This window comes from Citrobacter sp. KTE151 (assembly GCF_000398845.1).
Taxonomy (GTDB): Bacteria; Pseudomonadota; Gammaproteobacteria; order Enterobacterales; family Enterobacteriaceae; genus Citrobacter; species Citrobacter braakii.
Map to the genome: position 1 here is coordinate 398,772 of NZ_KB976065.1, position 14,015 is coordinate 412,786.

The window sequence follows — 14,015 nt, forward strand, 5'->3', positions numbered from 1 at the left end:
CGGGAGAAGACGCTCCCGTCAGATCATTTTACGATAGTTTTCACGCCGTCAGGCGTACCGATCAGCGCGACATCCGCGCCACGGTTGGCAAACAGGCCGACGGTTACCACACCAGGAATCGCATTGATGGCATTTTCCAGCGCGATGGCGTCGAGGATCTCCAGACCGTGCACATCGAGGATGACGTTGCCGTTGTCCGTCACGACGCCCTGACGGTATTCAGGACGACCGCCCAGCTTCACCAACTGGCGAGCCACAGCGCTGCGCGCCATTGGGATCACTTCGACCGGCAGCGGGAAGTTACCGAGAATATCGACTTCTTTAGACGCATCCGCGATACAGATAAATTTCTTCGCCACGGAAGCAATGATTTTTTCACGGGTCAACGCTGCGCCGCCGCCCTTGATCATCTGCATGTGACCGTTGATTTCATCCGCGCCGTCAACGTATACGCCGAGGCTGTCCACTTCGTTAAGATCGAACACGTGGATGCCAAGGCTTTTGAGTTTTTCAGTCGATGCGTCCGAACTGGATACCGCACCTTCAATCTGACCTTTCATTGTGCCCAGCGCATCAATAAAGTGTGCGGCTGTTGAACCTGTACCTACGCCCACAATGGTGCCGGGCTGTACATACTGAAGTGCCGCCCATCCTACTGCTTTTTTCAGTTCATCCTGCGTCATGATCGTTTCGCCTGTGGTGTGAATATGGTGGGAAAATTCACGCGCATTATAGAACATTGTGCAGAAAAATGTCCCCACACCCGCTCGCAAGCGGCGGATTTCGTCTTTACCCAATCAAAAATTGTGTCATAGTGCAGAACAAGCAAAAATTTCAGGAGTGCGTCAAAGCAATGAAACGTCCGGACTACAGAACACTACAAGCACTGGATGCGGTTATTCGTGAACGAGGATTTGAGCGCGCGGCGCAAAAGCTGTGCATCACGCAATCCGCGGTTTCACAGCGCATAAAACAGCTTGAGAATATGTTCGGACAACCGCTGCTGGTGCGCACCGTACCGCCGCGCCCAACGGAACAGGGACAGAAACTACTGGCGCTTCTGCGCCAGGTTGAACTGCTGGAAGACGAGTGGCTGGGCGATGAACAAACCGGCTCGACGCCGCTTCTGCTTTCGCTGGCGGTGAACGCCGACAGTCTGGCGACCTGGTTACTTCCGGCACTGGCCCCGGTACTGGCTAATTCACCGATTCGACTGAACCTGCAGGTTGAAGATGAAACCCGAACCCAGGAACGTCTACGTCGTGGTGAAGTAGTCGGTGCGGTGAGTATTCAACATCAGGCGCTGCCAAGCTGTCTGGTGGATAAACTGGGCGCGCTGGACTACCTGTTTGTTGGCTCTAAACCTTTCGCCGAGCGTTATTTCCCAAACGGCGTCACCCGTTCCGCCCTGCTGAAAGCCCCGGCGGTCGCGTTTGACCATCTTGATGATATGCACCAGGCGTTCTTGCAACAAAACTTCGACCTACCGCCGGGCAGCGTACCGTGCCATATCGTTAACTCGTCTGAAGCCTTCGTCCAGTTAGCCCGTCAGGGAACAACCTGCTGCATGATCCCACACTTACAGATTGAGAAAGAGCTGGAAAGCGGTGAGCTTATCGACTTAACGCCAGGCCTGTTCCAGCGTCGGATGCTGTACTGGCACCGCTTTGCACCAGAAAGCCGCATGATGCGCAACGTCACCGACGCGCTGCTGGCCTATGGCCACAACGTACTGCGTCAGGATTAATTCCTCGAACAGAGGCCGGATAGCGGCGTCACGCCTTATCCGGCCTGCAAGCCTTTCCCCTCTTTTCATGCTATTCCCGCCACGTCTTTGAAATACATCACAAAATAAAACACGCCACACGGCAAAAAACGACGTCCTGTTGGCTATTTTTTGCTGGCGACAAGCCAAATGAAAAAGCACACCGTATTCGCAAAGATTCAACTTATTGCGTAATACGGAGCAAAAAATGGCAAACGTGCAGGAGTGGCAAACACTCGCCAATAAAGAACTCAGTCGACGGGAAAAAACCGTTGAGTCGCTGGAAAGACAAACGGCGGAAGGGATTGTCATCAAGCCGCTGTACACCGAAACGGATATCGATAATCTGGAAGTCACGGGCACCCTGCCCGGTCTGCCGCCTTACGTGCGTGGCCCACGCGCCACTATGTATACCGCGCAGCCGTGGACGATTCGCCAATACGCCGGTTTCTCTACCGCCAAAGAGTCCAACGCCTTTTACCGCCGTAACCTCGCCGCTGGACAAAAAGGGCTTTCCGTCGCCTTTGACCTTGCCACTCATCGTGGCTATGACTCAGACAACCCGCGCGTAGCGGGCGACGTCGGCAAAGCCGGCGTGGCGATCGATACCGTCGAAGATATGAAGGTGCTGTTCAACCAGATCCCGCTGGATAAGATGTCGGTATCGATGACCATGAACGGCGCGGTGCTGCCAGTGTTGGCGTTTTATATCGTCGCGGCGCAGGAGCAAGGCGTGACGCCGGAACAGCTCACCGGGACCATTCAGAACGATATTCTGAAAGAGTACCTGTGCCGCAACACCTACATTTATCCGCCAAAACCCTCCATGCGCATTATCGCCGACATCATCGCCTGGTGCTCAGGCAATATGCCGCGCTTTAATACCATCAGCATCAGCGGCTATCACATGGGTGAAGCCGGGGCAAACTGCGTACAGCAGGTGGCGTTTACGCTGGCAGACGGTATTGAATACATCAAGGCCGCGCTTTCCGCCGGACTGAAAATTGATGACTTCGCCCCGCGCCTGTCATTCTTCTTCGGCATCGGCATGGATCTGTTTATGAACGTCGCCATGCTGCGCGCTGCACGGTATCTGTGGAGCGAAGCGGTCAGCAGTTTTGGCGCGACCAACCCGAAATCTCTCGCTCTGCGTACCCACTGCCAGACCTCAGGCTGGAGCCTGACCGAGCAGGACCCGTACAACAACGTGGTACGAACCACCATTGAGGCGCTCGGCGCTACGCTTGGCGGCACCCAGTCTCTGCATACCAACGCTTTTGATGAAGCGCTCGGTCTGCCCACCGATTTCTCCGCCCGTATTGCGCGTAATACGCAGATCATCATTCAGGAAGAATCAGAGATCTGCCGCACCGTCGATCCGCTGGCCGGATCGTATTACGTCGAATCACTCACCGATCAAATCGTGAAGCAGGCGCGCACGATCATCAAGCAGATTGATGAGGCAGGCGGCATGGCGAAGGCGATTGAAGCCGGACTTCCTAAACGGATGATCGAAGAAGCGTCCGCGCGCGAACAGTCGCTGATCGACCAGGGTAAGCGCGTTATCGTCGGGGTGAACAAATACAAGCTGGATAAAGAAGACGACACGTCGGTGCTGGAGATCGACAACGTGAAGGTGCGCAACGAGCAGATTGCCTCACTGCAGCATATCCGCGCCACCCGCGACAATGATGCGGTTAAAACCGCGCTATCCGCGCTGACCCACGCCGCGCAGCAGAATGAAAATCTGCTGGCAGCCGCCGTCAACGCCGCCCGCGTTCGCGCCACGCTCGGCGAAATATCCGATGCGCTCGAGGCCGCCTTTGACCGTTATCTGGTTCCCAGCCAGTGTGTTACTGGGGTGATTGCGCAAAGCTATCACCAGTCCGACAAATCCGCCGATGAGTTCGATGCCATTGTTGCGCAAACTGAACAGTTCCTCGCAGAAAATGGCCGCCGCCCGCGTATTCTGATCGCCAAGATGGGTCAGGACGGCCACGATCGCGGCGCAAAAGTGATCGCCAGCGCCTACTCCGATCTCGGCTTTGATGTCGATCTCAGCCCGATGTTCTCCACACCGGAGGAAATTGCCCGTCTGGCGGTAGAAAACGATGTGCATGTCATTGGCGCATCATCGCTGGCGGCGGGTCATAAGACATTGATCCCGGAGCTGGTCACCGCGCTCAAAGGCTGGGGACGCGAAGACATTTGCGTCGTCGCCGGCGGGGTTATTCCGCCACAGGATTACGCTTTCCTGCACGAGCATGGCGTGGCAGCCATTTATGGCCCAGGCACGCCAATGCTCGACAGCGTCCGCGATGTGTTAACCCGTATCAGTCAGCATCATGATTAACGCCGCCACGCTTGAGGATACCGTCCGCCGCTTGCGACTCGGTGAACGGGCTACGCTCGCCCAGGCGATGACGCTGGTCGAAAGCAATCACCCGCGCCACCAGCCGCTGAGTACGCAATTGCTGGACGCGATTATGCCGTTCACCGGTAACGCCCTGCGTCTGGGGATCACCGGCACGCCGGGCGCGGGTAAAAGCACCTTTCTGGAAGCATTCGGCATGCTGTTAATTCGCCGCGGGTTACGGGTAGCGGTGATCGCCGTCGATCCCAGCAGCCCGGTCAGCGGCGGCAGCATTCTGGGTGATAAAACCCGCATGACGGAACTGGCTCGCGCAGAATCTGCGTTTATACGTCCGGTTCCTTCCAGCGGTCATTTAGGCGGCGCCAGCCAGCGCGCCCGCGAATTAATGCTGCTGTGCGAGGCGGCTGGCTTCAACGTGGTGATTGTGGAAACCGTCGGCGTTGGGCAGTCGGAAACCGAAGTCGCAGGCATGGTGGATTGCTTTCTCTCACTGCAAATCGCCGGCGGTGGCGACGATTTGCAGGGCATCAAAAAAGGCCTGATGGAGATGGCGGATCTGGTCGTCATCAACAAGGACGACGGTGATAACCGTACCAGCGTTGCCATCGCCCGCCATATGTACGAATCCGCCCTGCATATTCTGCGCCGCAAATATGACGAGTGGCAGCCGCAGGTTCTGACCTGCAGCGCCCTGGAAAAACGCGGCATTGAGGAGGTTTGGCAGGCGATAACCGACTTTAAAACGTGCCTTACCGCCAGCGGTCGACTGGAAAAAGTCCGCCAGCAGCAGGCGGTGGAATGGCTACACAAGCAGGCTGAAGAAGAAGCCCTGCATCTGCTGTTTGCACGGGCTGATTTCGACCAGTATTTCCAGCAGACGCTGCTGGCCGTCAAAAACAATGATCTTTCGCCGCGCACCGGCCTGCGGCACATCAGCGAATTTATCCAGCATCATTACTTTCAATAAAGAGAACATTATGTCTTATCAATACGTCAACGTGGTCATCATCCAGAAAGTCGCGGTCATTGAGTTCAATTACGCCCGCAAGCTCAATGCCCTGAGCAAAGTGTTTATTGACGATCTGATGCAGGCGCTGAACGACCTCAATCGTCCGGACATTCGCTGCATCATTCTGCGCGCCCCGAGCGGGGCCAAAGTGTTCTCTGCCGGGCATGATATTCATGAACTCCCCACCGGACGTCGCGATCCGCTCTCTTATGACGATCCGCTGCGTCAGATAACTCGTATGATCCAAAAATATCCGAAGCCGGTGATCTCCATGGTTGAAGGCAGCGTCTGGGGCGGCGCGTTTGAGATGATCATGAGTTCCGATCTGATCATCGCAGCCAGTACGTCTACCTTCTCCATGACCCCGGTCAACCTCGGCGTGCCCTATAACCTGGTGGGCATCCACAACCTGACCCGCGACGCTGGTTTTCACATCGTTAAGGAGCTGATTTTTACCGCCTCGCCCATCACCGCTCAACGCGCTATGGCGGTCGGGATCCTCAACCATGTCGTTCCAACCGAGGAACTGGAAGATTTCACCCTGCAAATGGCGCATCACATCTCGGAAAAAGCGCCGCTGGCAATCGCCGTCATCAAAGAAGAACTGCGCGTGTTGGGCGAAGCACACACCATGAACTCTGACGAATTCGAGCGCATTCAGGGCATGCGCCGCGCGGTGTATGACAGCGAGGATTATCAGGAAGGGATGAACGCGTTTATGGAAAAACGTAAACCTAATTTTGTTGGCCATTAATCACGTCCGACGAAGGAGACGGCCATGAAACGGATGAGCGCCGAACAGGCGGCAGAAATTATCCAGCACGATGATATGGTGGCGTTCAGCGGCTTTACCCCCGCGGGTTCGCCAAAAGCGTTACCCACCGCAATTGCCCAACGCGCCTGCGAACGGCATCAGGACGGGCAGCCTTTTCAGATCCGCCTGCTGACCGGGGCGTCAATTGGCGCCGCCGCTGATGATGCACTATCCGCGGCGGATGCCGTTTCCTGGCGTGCGCCTTATCAAACCTCATCTGGCCTGCGCGAGAAAATTAACCAGGGCCAGGTGAGGTTTGTCGATCTCCATTTGAGCGAAGTCGCGCAGATGGTTAATTACGGCTTTTTTGGCGATATCGATGTTGCCGTCATTGAAGCTTCCGCCATTGCGCCGGATGGCCGGATTTGGCTTTCCAGCGGTATTGGCAATGCGCCTACCTGGCTGCTGCGGGCGAAAAAGGTGATTATCGAGCTGAATCATTACCATAATCCGCGCGTGGCTGAGTTTGCCGACATCGTAATACCCGGCGCACCGCCGCGGCGTAACAGCGTACCCATATTTCATACCATGGATCGCGTGGGCAGTCAGTGCGTGCAGATAGACCCCAGGAAAGTGGTCGCGGTGGTGGATACCGAGCTGCCCGATGCCGGGAATGTGTCGGATAAAACCAATCCGGTCAGCCAACAAATTGCCGATAACGTAGTCACTTTTCTACTGGCAGAAATGGCGCACAAACGCATTCCAGCAGAGTTTCTGCCCTTACAAAGCGGCGTGGGCAATATCAATAACGCGGTAATGGCGAGACTGGGAGAGAATCCGGATATCCCGCCCTTTATGATGTATTCAGAGGTGTTACAGGAATCGGTGGTGCATCTGCTGGAAACGGGCAAGATCACCGGTGCCAGCGCCTCCAGCCTGACCATCTCAGCCCCGTCGCTACAGAAGATTTACGACAACATGGACTTCTTCGCCAGCCGAATTGTGCTGCGCCCGCAGGAGATCTCCAATAACCCGGAAATCATCCGTCGGCTGGGGGTCATTGCGCTCAACGTTGGGCTTGAGTTTGATATCTACGGCCATGCCAATTCCACGCACGTTGCGGGCGTGAACCTGATGAACGGGATCGGCGGCAGCGGGGATTTCGAGCGCAACGCTTACCTGTCTATCTTTATGGCGCCGTCGATTGCCAAAGGCGGGAAAATCTCAACCATCGTGCCGATGTGCAGCCATGTCGACCACAGCGAACATAGCGTTAAAGTGATCGTGACCGAACAAGGGATTGCCGATCTGCGTGGGTTATCTCCGATGCAGCGGGCGCACACGATTATCGATAACTGTGCGCATCCCCTTTACCGGGACTACCTGCACCGCTATCTGGAAAAAGCGCCCGGCGGGCATATCCATCACGATCTCAGCCATGCGTTCGATCTGCATCGCAACCTTCTCGAGACAGGATCGATGCTCGGTTAACTTGCCGTACCGTCACGATCTTCAGCAATATGCTGGAGCATGGTGCCGGTATAGCGATGATTTTTCAGCGAATAGAGAAACTCCTGCATATACATGGGGCTGCCGGGCGCGTCGAAATACTTTAGCGTCGACGGATTCACCAGCCGCCAGGCAAAATGAGGAATCACCGTCAAAAACTGCCCGCGTTCCACCGCGCTAATCTTGGCCATAAAGCTGTACGGACGGTAGATAATCGTCGGATTGATCCCGCAGGGCCGCATATAAGCATCCAGCATTGCCTCAAAGTTGGCGCGATTCTGGAAGCGCATTTGCAGCCAGGGTAGCTCGCGCAGCAGATCCTGCGGCTGTTTCTCTTCGTAGCGCCGGGAAACGAGAAACCCCAGACGCAGCGGAGACAGTTCGCTGATCGCCAAATTTTCCAACTCCTGTACGCGGGGAGAAACGTGCTGTGGCGAGATAATGAAATCCAGTTTGCGGTCGAACAGATTATCAATCACCCCATTCTCACTGAATTCAACGGCCTGGGCCGTAACGCCGTCATATTTATCGCCAAGGCTAATCAACTGGTCAAAAATAATCGTTGGATAAGTATTATCGATACCGATGACGATTTCCCGCGAGCGACAAGAGGCGTTATGAATTTCGTTATCAATGGCAGAGAGGCGCTGATAGACGGGAAACAGCTTCTGATACAGCTCCTGTCCGGCTTTATTCAGGCTGATGTTGTTATCTTTACGGGTAAACAGCGTATAGCCGATTTGATCTTCCAGTGCAGCAATGCTTTTACCGAAAGGCGATGCGGTCATATGTATTTTTTCTGCCGCTCTGGCGATGTTATTAGTTTGCGCCAGCAGAATGAAATTACGCATCTTTTTCGAGATAAAAATATCCATAGCGTCCCCTTAAAAATCGCTATGGCCTATCCTCATTACCACGAAAAAAAAGACTGAATGTGAGGTCTCATTTTTACAGTTGCTCACAGAAAAAACCGGCTGGAATGTTTTGTCGGCCTGATGAGACGCGTAAGCATCGCCATCAGGCTAAAAACTTGCCGGATGGCGACTTACGCCTATATCAAGACTACTTATTGGTTGCTGTAGGCTCAATCTGGAAGACGACATCAACCTGATCGTCAAACTGAATAACCGGCTGTTCGTAGGTTTCCTGAGCGGAGGTTGCAGGCGCTGCATCTGCTTTCATCATCCGTACCATCGGGCTCGGTTGATAATTGGAAACGTGGTAACGCACACTGTAAACGGGACCCAGTTTGCTATTAAAGCCCGCGGCCAGCTGTTCAGCCTGATGAACAGCATCATCAATCGCCGCTTTACGCGCCTTGTCTTTGTAAGCATCCGGCTGTGCAACGCCCAGCGATACCGAACGAATCTCATTCAGACCGGCCTTCAGCGCGCCATCAAGCAGAGCGTTGAGTTTGTCCAACTGACGCAGCGTGACTTCAACGGTGCGCACTGCACGATAACCTTTGAGGATGCTTTTGCCGTTCTGGTAGTCGTAGTCCGGCTGCGTACGCAAGTTTGCAGCGCTAATGTCTTTCTTCGCTATCTGGTTCTGTTCAAGGAAGGACAGATATTGCGCCACGCGCTCATCGGCCTGCTTCTTCGCGGAAGCCGCATCCTTTGCAGCAACGTTCACTTCAATCGCCAGGGTGGCGATGTCTGGTGTTGCATCTACGCTTGCCGTTCCGGAAGTCACGATGTGCGGTCCATTTGGCAACTCATTTGCCTGTACCGATAGTGCGCTGAATCCGACTAATGCCGCCAGGGCCATTATTTTGAACTTCACGGTCGTTCCTCCATGTTTCATTAATTACCCCAAAACTCAGGGCACATGCAGGCAAGCTTAGCCGATCTCGCTGCGTTGTCCATCAGACAACACTTAGTTGAACAGCGCATGAACGTGTGCAACACCTTCTTTTGCCAGCTGAAAAGCGATAAACCACATCACTAATCCTACCAGCGTATTGATGATGCGCTGTGCTTTCGCAGTTCGCAGACGCGGTGCCAGCCAGGCCGCCAGCAATGCCAGACCGAAGAACCACAGGAACGAAGCGCTGACGGTTCCCAGTGCAAACCAGCGTTTAGGCTCAACGTCCAGTTGTCCCCCCAGACTCCCGAGCACCACAAAGGTATCCAGGTAAACATGTGGGTTGAGCCATGTCACCGCCAGCATAGTGGCGATAATTTTCCAGCGCCCCTGCTTCATCACCTCGGCGCTGGCCAGTTCCAGATTACTGCTCATCGCCGTTTTTAGCGCACCGAATCCGTACCAGAGTAAAAATGCGACCCCGCCCCAGGTGACCAGCGCCATCAGCCATGGCGACTGCATCAGCAAGGCGCTACCGCCGAAGATCCCCGCGCAAATCAGCACTAAATCGCTGATGGCGCAGAGTAAAGCAATCATGATGTGATACTGACGACGGATCCCCTGATTCATCACGAAGGCATTTTGTGGACCAAGCGGAAGTATCATGGCTGCACCAAGCGCAAGCCCTTGAAAATAGTAGGATAACATGTAAAACATCTCACATAATTGTCTTGTGGGCAGACTATACTGCGCGGGATTCATTAGAGGAAATGGATAATATTAATCAGTAATTAGCATTATTAATAATACCGCGCACACTCCCCTCCATATTCAGTCTCTGACAATAGCGATTGTGCGTTACCCGAGGTATGCTGAAAGATAAATCTGTCTATACCAAAGGAATGGGTATGAAGCATAACGCGAACATTTTTCTCTTCTGTGCCTCGCTGGTAGTTACCAGTTTGTGGCCCACTGTCGCCAGCGCAGACAGAACGCTGCGCTATACCGATCACGAGCCATATGGCAACATGCGTACCCGGCTCATAAAAGAGACTTTTTTTCGCGCGATCGAACAAGAGTCGCTTGGACGTTTGAAAATCGACGCTCACTGGAACGGCGAGCTGTCCACCAGCTATGACGCCTTAAAAACTATCGGCCAGGGCAGCGTGGCGGATATGGGGATCGTGGTCCCTGAGTACACGCCCGAACAACTGCCGCGACACCAGATTTTTAAGAGCTTCCCCCTCGGACCGGGTCGTGGTGAAGCGCAGGTTAACGCCTTTCAGCGGATTTTCCGCGAGTATCGCCAGTTTGGTCGCGAGCTGGAAAACAACAATCTGGTGAATCTTCAGTTTTTCCTCGGCTATCCGGTTGGATTTTTTACTACCAAACCGAACGTCAATTTGGCACAGCTGAATGCAAGCCAATGGCGGACCGCCAGCTTTTGGCATCAATCATTTTTACGCAACGCGGGCGGCGTGCCGGTCAGCATGCCATGGAATGAAAAAATTACCGATGCGCTTCAGACCGGACAGCTTGACGGCCTGATGGTTAACCTCGACAGCGGAGATGATATCCATGCCCAGCGGGCGGCCCCCTATATTCAGCTCTCCCCTTCGCTCTGGCTCGGACACGTTTATCTTCTGGTGATGAATAAAGACGTCTGGGATAGCCTGGACGTGAAAGATCGCGCAGCCATCAATCGGGCCGCCACCATGACGCAAAAGCGTATTGGCGCAGTGCAGGACGCAAGCCTGACCGCAATGGCGAAAAAGATGGCAAAAGAGGGTGCACACGTTCATTACCTGACCAACAGCGAGCTGAATGCGTGGCAAGCCGCTACCGGGTATCAGCACGTTCAGGCCGAATGGATTGCCCAACAGGAAAGTAAAGGAATAAACGATGTTGGCGAGCTGATGCAGGGTGTCAGCGCAATTCTTAACAAGACGAGATAAATCAACGCCCGCCTCTCTCTGGCGGGCGTTTTTAGCTGAAGTTACTCGGTCGCGTTCTCTTTCACGCGTTTAAAGTTCACATCCATCTGCGGGTACGGGAAGCTGATACCGTTGGCGTCAAACTCGCGCTTAATACGCTCCAGTACATCCCAGTAGACGCTTTGCAGATCGCTGCTGTTGCTCCAGACGCGTACGACGAAATTAATCGAGGAAGCGCCCAGCTCATTCAGGCGCACCGTCATTTCACGGTCTTTTAGGATGCGATCTTCAGACTGGATGATATCAGTGAGGATTTTTTTCACCTGATCAATATCGGAGTCGTAGGCCACGCCGATAATAAATTCGTTACGACGGACCGGCTCGCGAGAGAAGTTAATGATGTTCCCGGCAATGATTTTACCGTTTGGGATCACCACAATCTTACCGTCTACGGTACGCATAGTTGTGGAGAAAATCTGCACGTTAAGCACGGTTCCCGCAACGCCGCCAAGGTCTACATATTCACCCGCGCGGAACGGACGGAACATCACCAGAAGCACGCCTGCGGCGAGGTTGGACAGCGACCCTTGCAGTGCCAGACCGACAGCTAAACCTGCGGCACCGAGAACGGCGATCACGGAGGCAGTTTGCACCCCAACGCGACCCAGCGCGGCAATCAGCGTGAAAGCGATAATACCGTAGCGCACCAGTGCAGAAAGAAAGTCGGCAACGGTGGCATCAATTTTACGCGCCAGCATCAGGCGATTAACGGTGTTTGATACGATACGCGCCACGATCATACCGATAATGACAATCGCGATGGCCGCAACGATGTTGACGGCATAGCTCAACAGTAGCTCCTGATTGCGGACCAGCCAGGTGCCCGCACCGTTTATGCTGTCGACAACATTCAAATCTTCCATTCAATAGTCCTTGAGCATGTCAAAAAAATTACGAGATCAATCTCACGAAAACACCCTATTAAAGGTAAACAAAAAAGACCGAATCTGCCATTTTTTCAACATGATCCCTTAAAAAACCGCCGTAAACTCAGTTCTCCGCCGGTCGGTCGACCATCCGCAGGAACCCGCTCACCAGAGAATCTTTTTGCTTAAAAATGTCCGCAATTTCACTGACCACCTTTCCGCTGCCCGCATTCTTCCAGGCAATCGAGAGCGGCGATGGCTGGCGCGGATTAATCACCTCACGGGCAACCAGTGCCCCGGATTCAACATAAGGACGACACATCCGCTCGGGTAAAAAACCGACGCCAAGCCCGCTTAAATGACAGGCCAGCTTAGTGCTGAGATCCGGCACTTTGATCTCCTTTTGTCCGCTAAGCAGCCAGGCGACGCGGCGCGTAAGCGTACGCGAGGTATCTTCAATATTGATAGCCGGATAGCGGCGCAGCATATCGTCTGACAGTACCGGCACTGGATGGCTGGCCAGCGGGTGATTTTGCGCTACCACAAACCGCCAACTGATATCTCCCAGCGGCAACAGAGAGATATTATTGGAGAGCGATTCCGATCCGGTGACGCCAATCGCCAATTGGAAATCGTCATACAGTAGCGAATCCCACACGCCCATATAGACCTGTCGGGAAATTTGAAATCGGGTGAAGGGAAATTGTTGGTGCAGCCAGGTCAGTAAATCTGCCGTGGTCTGCGGCTGGTACAGCAGATTGTTGATAACGATGTTCACCTGCCGTTCAACGCCCGCGTTGATCTGCTGAAGCTCGTCCGGCATTGCATCCAGCCAGTTAAGCCACTGTCGACAATGCTCAAGCAGATGTTGTCCGGCTAGCGTCAGACTGACGGAGCGGGTTGTACGTAAAAAGAGCTGCGTCCCCACCTGCTCTTCCAGCGTTTTAATGCGATAGCTAATCGCCGCGGGCGTTTTATGCAGGGAGCTGGCCGCGCGGGAAAAACTCTCCGTCTGTGCAACCCGAATAAAAGTGCGTATTGTTTCCTGATCGAGCATGCGTTCCCCTTGAGTCGACCACCTGTAACCACCGTTGCGCTATCGCGATTCCCAGCAATATGTCCGCCCCCGAGGAGTGCCCGACAGCAAGCAGGCGTCTGATTGCAGAATGCGGATCGCGTCCGGACTGTAAACCACGTATCACCTTCTGTAGCGGCGTTGAAAATTCGCCCACTCTGGCGCTGTTCAGATAGCTACAGCTTACTGACGTGGTGAGCGGCACAAGTTGCTCCGTCGGGGGTAAAAAATAGCGCAATTTGGCAGAAAGCCCCGCAGCATACAGCACAGCCAGCATCCCCGTCAGCATATCATCGCCGCTGGGCGTCAGTCCTGGGCCGTATCCGATCAGCCAGCGCCAGTCAGGCGTCACGCCACGATGCCAGCACTCAAGTTGCTCAATGATTTCAGGGTAGTGCAACATCGTATTGAGTGGCTGATTCAGCGCTCCGGAAAGACCACTGTGTTGAGTGCAAAAAGAGAGATCGACAGGGGCAAGTACGGCAGGATCCAGCGACATCCGGAGTGTGCGACGCGAGCAAAGCGCTATACCCTGTCCCCGCAGGATGCTCCCCTGTTTGATAAGTCGTTCAATATGCGCCACGCGGGAAAACTGTGTGGTGCTCAGCAGCATGCCCGTCGGTCCCATCCCCTTTCCGTAGCGAAACAGCGTCAACAGCTCGCCGTCAGGACGGCAAAAATTAATCGCCTGCGAGAAGCGGCTGTGCAACCTCCATTCGCCATCGGGAAGTCGATAAAAACCCGCGCTGGCTAATGCCTTAATCGTCACCATCGATACACTCCAGGACACTGGATGGCAGGGAGAGCGCCCGAGCCGGCCTACGGAATGAACTCATTCGCAGGCCGGATAAAACGCAACTGCG

At 54.3% G+C, this 14,015-nt stretch carries 13 protein-coding genes; 6 read left to right on the plus strand and 7 right to left on the minus strand.

Features of this window, described 5'->3' with window-relative positions; genetic code table 11:
* Positions 1 to 23: 23 nt before the first annotated feature.
* Positions 24 to 683, minus strand: coding sequence for a ribose-5-phosphate isomerase RpiA (gene rpiA / locus WC7_RS06775; protein WP_016154364.1), 660 nt, complete (start codon positions 681 to 683; stop codon positions 24 to 26).
* A gap of 170 nt (positions 684 to 853) precedes the next feature.
* Between rpiA and argP the strand changes: the two genes are divergently transcribed.
* The 5 genes from argP (at position 854) to WC7_RS06750 (ending at position 7,393) form a co-directional block, all read left to right on the plus strand.
* Complete coding sequence (argP, locus tag WC7_RS06770; protein WP_003825477.1) at positions 854 to 1,747, plus strand: DNA-binding transcriptional regulator ArgP; 894 nt, start codon at positions 854 to 856, stop codon at positions 1,745 to 1,747.
* A gap of 226 nt (positions 1,748 to 1,973) precedes the next feature.
* Positions 1,974 to 4,118, plus strand: coding sequence for a methylmalonyl-CoA mutase (scpA, locus tag WC7_RS06765; RefSeq protein ID WP_016154365.1), 2,145 nt, complete (start codon positions 1,974 to 1,976; stop codon positions 4,116 to 4,118).
* The gene (gene meaB / locus WC7_RS06760) at positions 4,111 to 5,106 is read left to right on the plus strand and encodes a methylmalonyl Co-A mutase-associated GTPase MeaB (protein WP_016154366.1); all 996 of its coding nucleotides are present in this window, start codon (positions 4,111 to 4,113) and stop codon (positions 5,104 to 5,106) included. The genes scpA and meaB overlap by 8 nt, the downstream gene beginning before the upstream one ends.
* Positions 5,107 to 5,116: 10 nt before the next feature.
* Positions 5,117 to 5,902, plus strand: a complete 786-nt coding sequence (gene scpB / locus WC7_RS06755) for a methylmalonyl-CoA decarboxylase (RefSeq protein ID WP_016154367.1) — start codon at positions 5,117 to 5,119, stop codon at positions 5,900 to 5,902.
* Positions 5,903 to 5,926: 24 nt separating this feature from the next.
* Complete coding sequence (locus WC7_RS06750) at positions 5,927 to 7,393, plus strand: acetyl-CoA hydrolase/transferase family protein (protein ID WP_016154368.1); 1,467 nt, start codon at positions 5,927 to 5,929, stop codon at positions 7,391 to 7,393.
* Here the strand turns inward: WC7_RS06750 and WC7_RS06745 are convergent.
* From WC7_RS06745 to argO, 3 genes are all read right to left on the minus strand, one after another.
* Positions 7,390 to 8,286 (minus strand): LysR family transcriptional regulator SrsR, encoded by an 897-nt coding sequence (locus WC7_RS06745; RefSeq protein WP_016154369.1) that lies wholly within the window; start codon positions 8,284 to 8,286, stop codon positions 7,390 to 7,392. The two genes, WC7_RS06750 and WC7_RS06745, sit on opposite strands and share 4 nt — an antisense overlap.
* Before the next feature lie 187 nt (positions 8,287 to 8,473).
* Complete coding sequence (locus tag WC7_RS06740; protein ID WP_016154370.1) at positions 8,474 to 9,196, minus strand: oxidative stress defense protein; 723 nt, start codon at positions 9,194 to 9,196, stop codon at positions 8,474 to 8,476.
* Between the two features lie 93 nt (positions 9,197 to 9,289).
* Positions 9,290 to 9,925, minus strand: coding sequence for an arginine exporter ArgO (gene argO, locus WC7_RS06735; protein WP_003027005.1), 636 nt, complete (start codon positions 9,923 to 9,925; stop codon positions 9,290 to 9,292).
* A gap of 200 nt (positions 9,926 to 10,125) precedes the next feature.
* Here argO and dctP point away from each other — a divergent pair, with 200 nt between their 5' ends.
* On the plus strand, positions 10,126 to 11,172 hold the full coding sequence (dctP, locus tag WC7_RS06730; protein WP_016154371.1) for a TRAP transporter substrate-binding protein DctP: 1,047 nt from the start codon (positions 10,126 to 10,128) through the stop codon (positions 11,170 to 11,172).
* A 41-nt stretch (positions 11,173 to 11,213) separates the two neighbouring features.
* Here the strand turns inward: dctP and WC7_RS06725 are convergent, their stop codons facing one another.
* The 3 genes from WC7_RS06725 to WC7_RS06715 form a co-directional block, all read right to left on the minus strand.
* On the minus strand, positions 11,214 to 12,074 hold the full coding sequence (locus WC7_RS06725; protein ID WP_016154372.1) for a small-conductance mechanosensitive channel MscS: 861 nt from the start codon (positions 12,072 to 12,074) through the stop codon (positions 11,214 to 11,216).
* 127 nt (positions 12,075 to 12,201) lie between these two features.
* A complete protein-coding gene (gene allS, locus WC7_RS06720) occupies positions 12,202 to 13,134 on the minus strand; it encodes an HTH-type transcriptional activator AllS (RefSeq protein ID WP_032931810.1) in 933 nt (310 codons plus the stop codon).
* A complete protein-coding gene (locus WC7_RS06715; protein WP_016154374.1) occupies positions 13,052 to 13,924 on the minus strand; it encodes an oxamate carbamoyltransferase subunit AllH family protein in 873 nt (290 codons plus the stop codon). Before WC7_RS06715 ends, allS begins: the two co-directional genes overlap by 83 nt.
* Between the last annotated feature and the right edge of the window lie 91 nt (positions 13,925 to 14,015).

What these genes read in the sequence shown, in the direction of transcription:
- meaB (WP_016154366.1), top strand. Translation starts at nt 4,111, where the DNA reads ATGATTAACGCCGCCACGCTTGAGGATACCGTCCGCCGCTTGCGACTC.
- dctP (WP_016154371.1), top strand. Translation starts at nt 10,126, where the DNA reads ATGAAGCATAACGCGAACATTTTTCTCTTCTGTGCCTCGCTGGTAGTT.
- argP (WP_003825477.1), top strand. Translation starts at nt 854, where the DNA reads ATGAAACGTCCGGACTACAGAACACTACAAGCACTGGATGCGGTTATT.
- rpiA (WP_016154364.1), bottom strand. Translation starts at nt 683, where the DNA reads ATGACGCAGGATGAACTGAAAAAAGCAGTAGGATGGGCGGCACTTCAG.
- scpA (WP_016154365.1), top strand. Translation starts at nt 1,974, where the DNA reads ATGGCAAACGTGCAGGAGTGGCAAACACTCGCCAATAAAGAACTCAGT.
- allS (WP_032931810.1), bottom strand. Translation starts at nt 13,134, where the DNA reads ATGCTCGATCAGGAAACAATACGCACTTTTATTCGGGTTGCACAGACG.
- scpB (WP_016154367.1), top strand. Translation starts at nt 5,117, where the DNA reads ATGTCTTATCAATACGTCAACGTGGTCATCATCCAGAAAGTCGCGGTC.
- argO (WP_003027005.1), bottom strand. Translation starts at nt 9,925, where the DNA reads ATGTTATCCTACTATTTTCAAGGGCTTGCGCTTGGTGCAGCCATGATA.
- WC7_RS06745 (WP_016154369.1), bottom strand. Translation starts at nt 8,286, where the DNA reads ATGGATATTTTTATCTCGAAAAAGATGCGTAATTTCATTCTGCTGGCG.
- WC7_RS06715 (WP_016154374.1), bottom strand. Translation starts at nt 13,924, where the DNA reads ATGGTGACGATTAAGGCATTAGCCAGCGCGGGTTTTTATCGACTTCCC.
- WC7_RS06725 (WP_016154372.1), bottom strand. Translation starts at nt 12,074, where the DNA reads ATGGAAGATTTGAATGTTGTCGACAGCATAAACGGTGCGGGCACCTGG.
- WC7_RS06750 (WP_016154368.1), top strand. Translation starts at nt 5,927, where the DNA reads ATGAAACGGATGAGCGCCGAACAGGCGGCAGAAATTATCCAGCACGAT.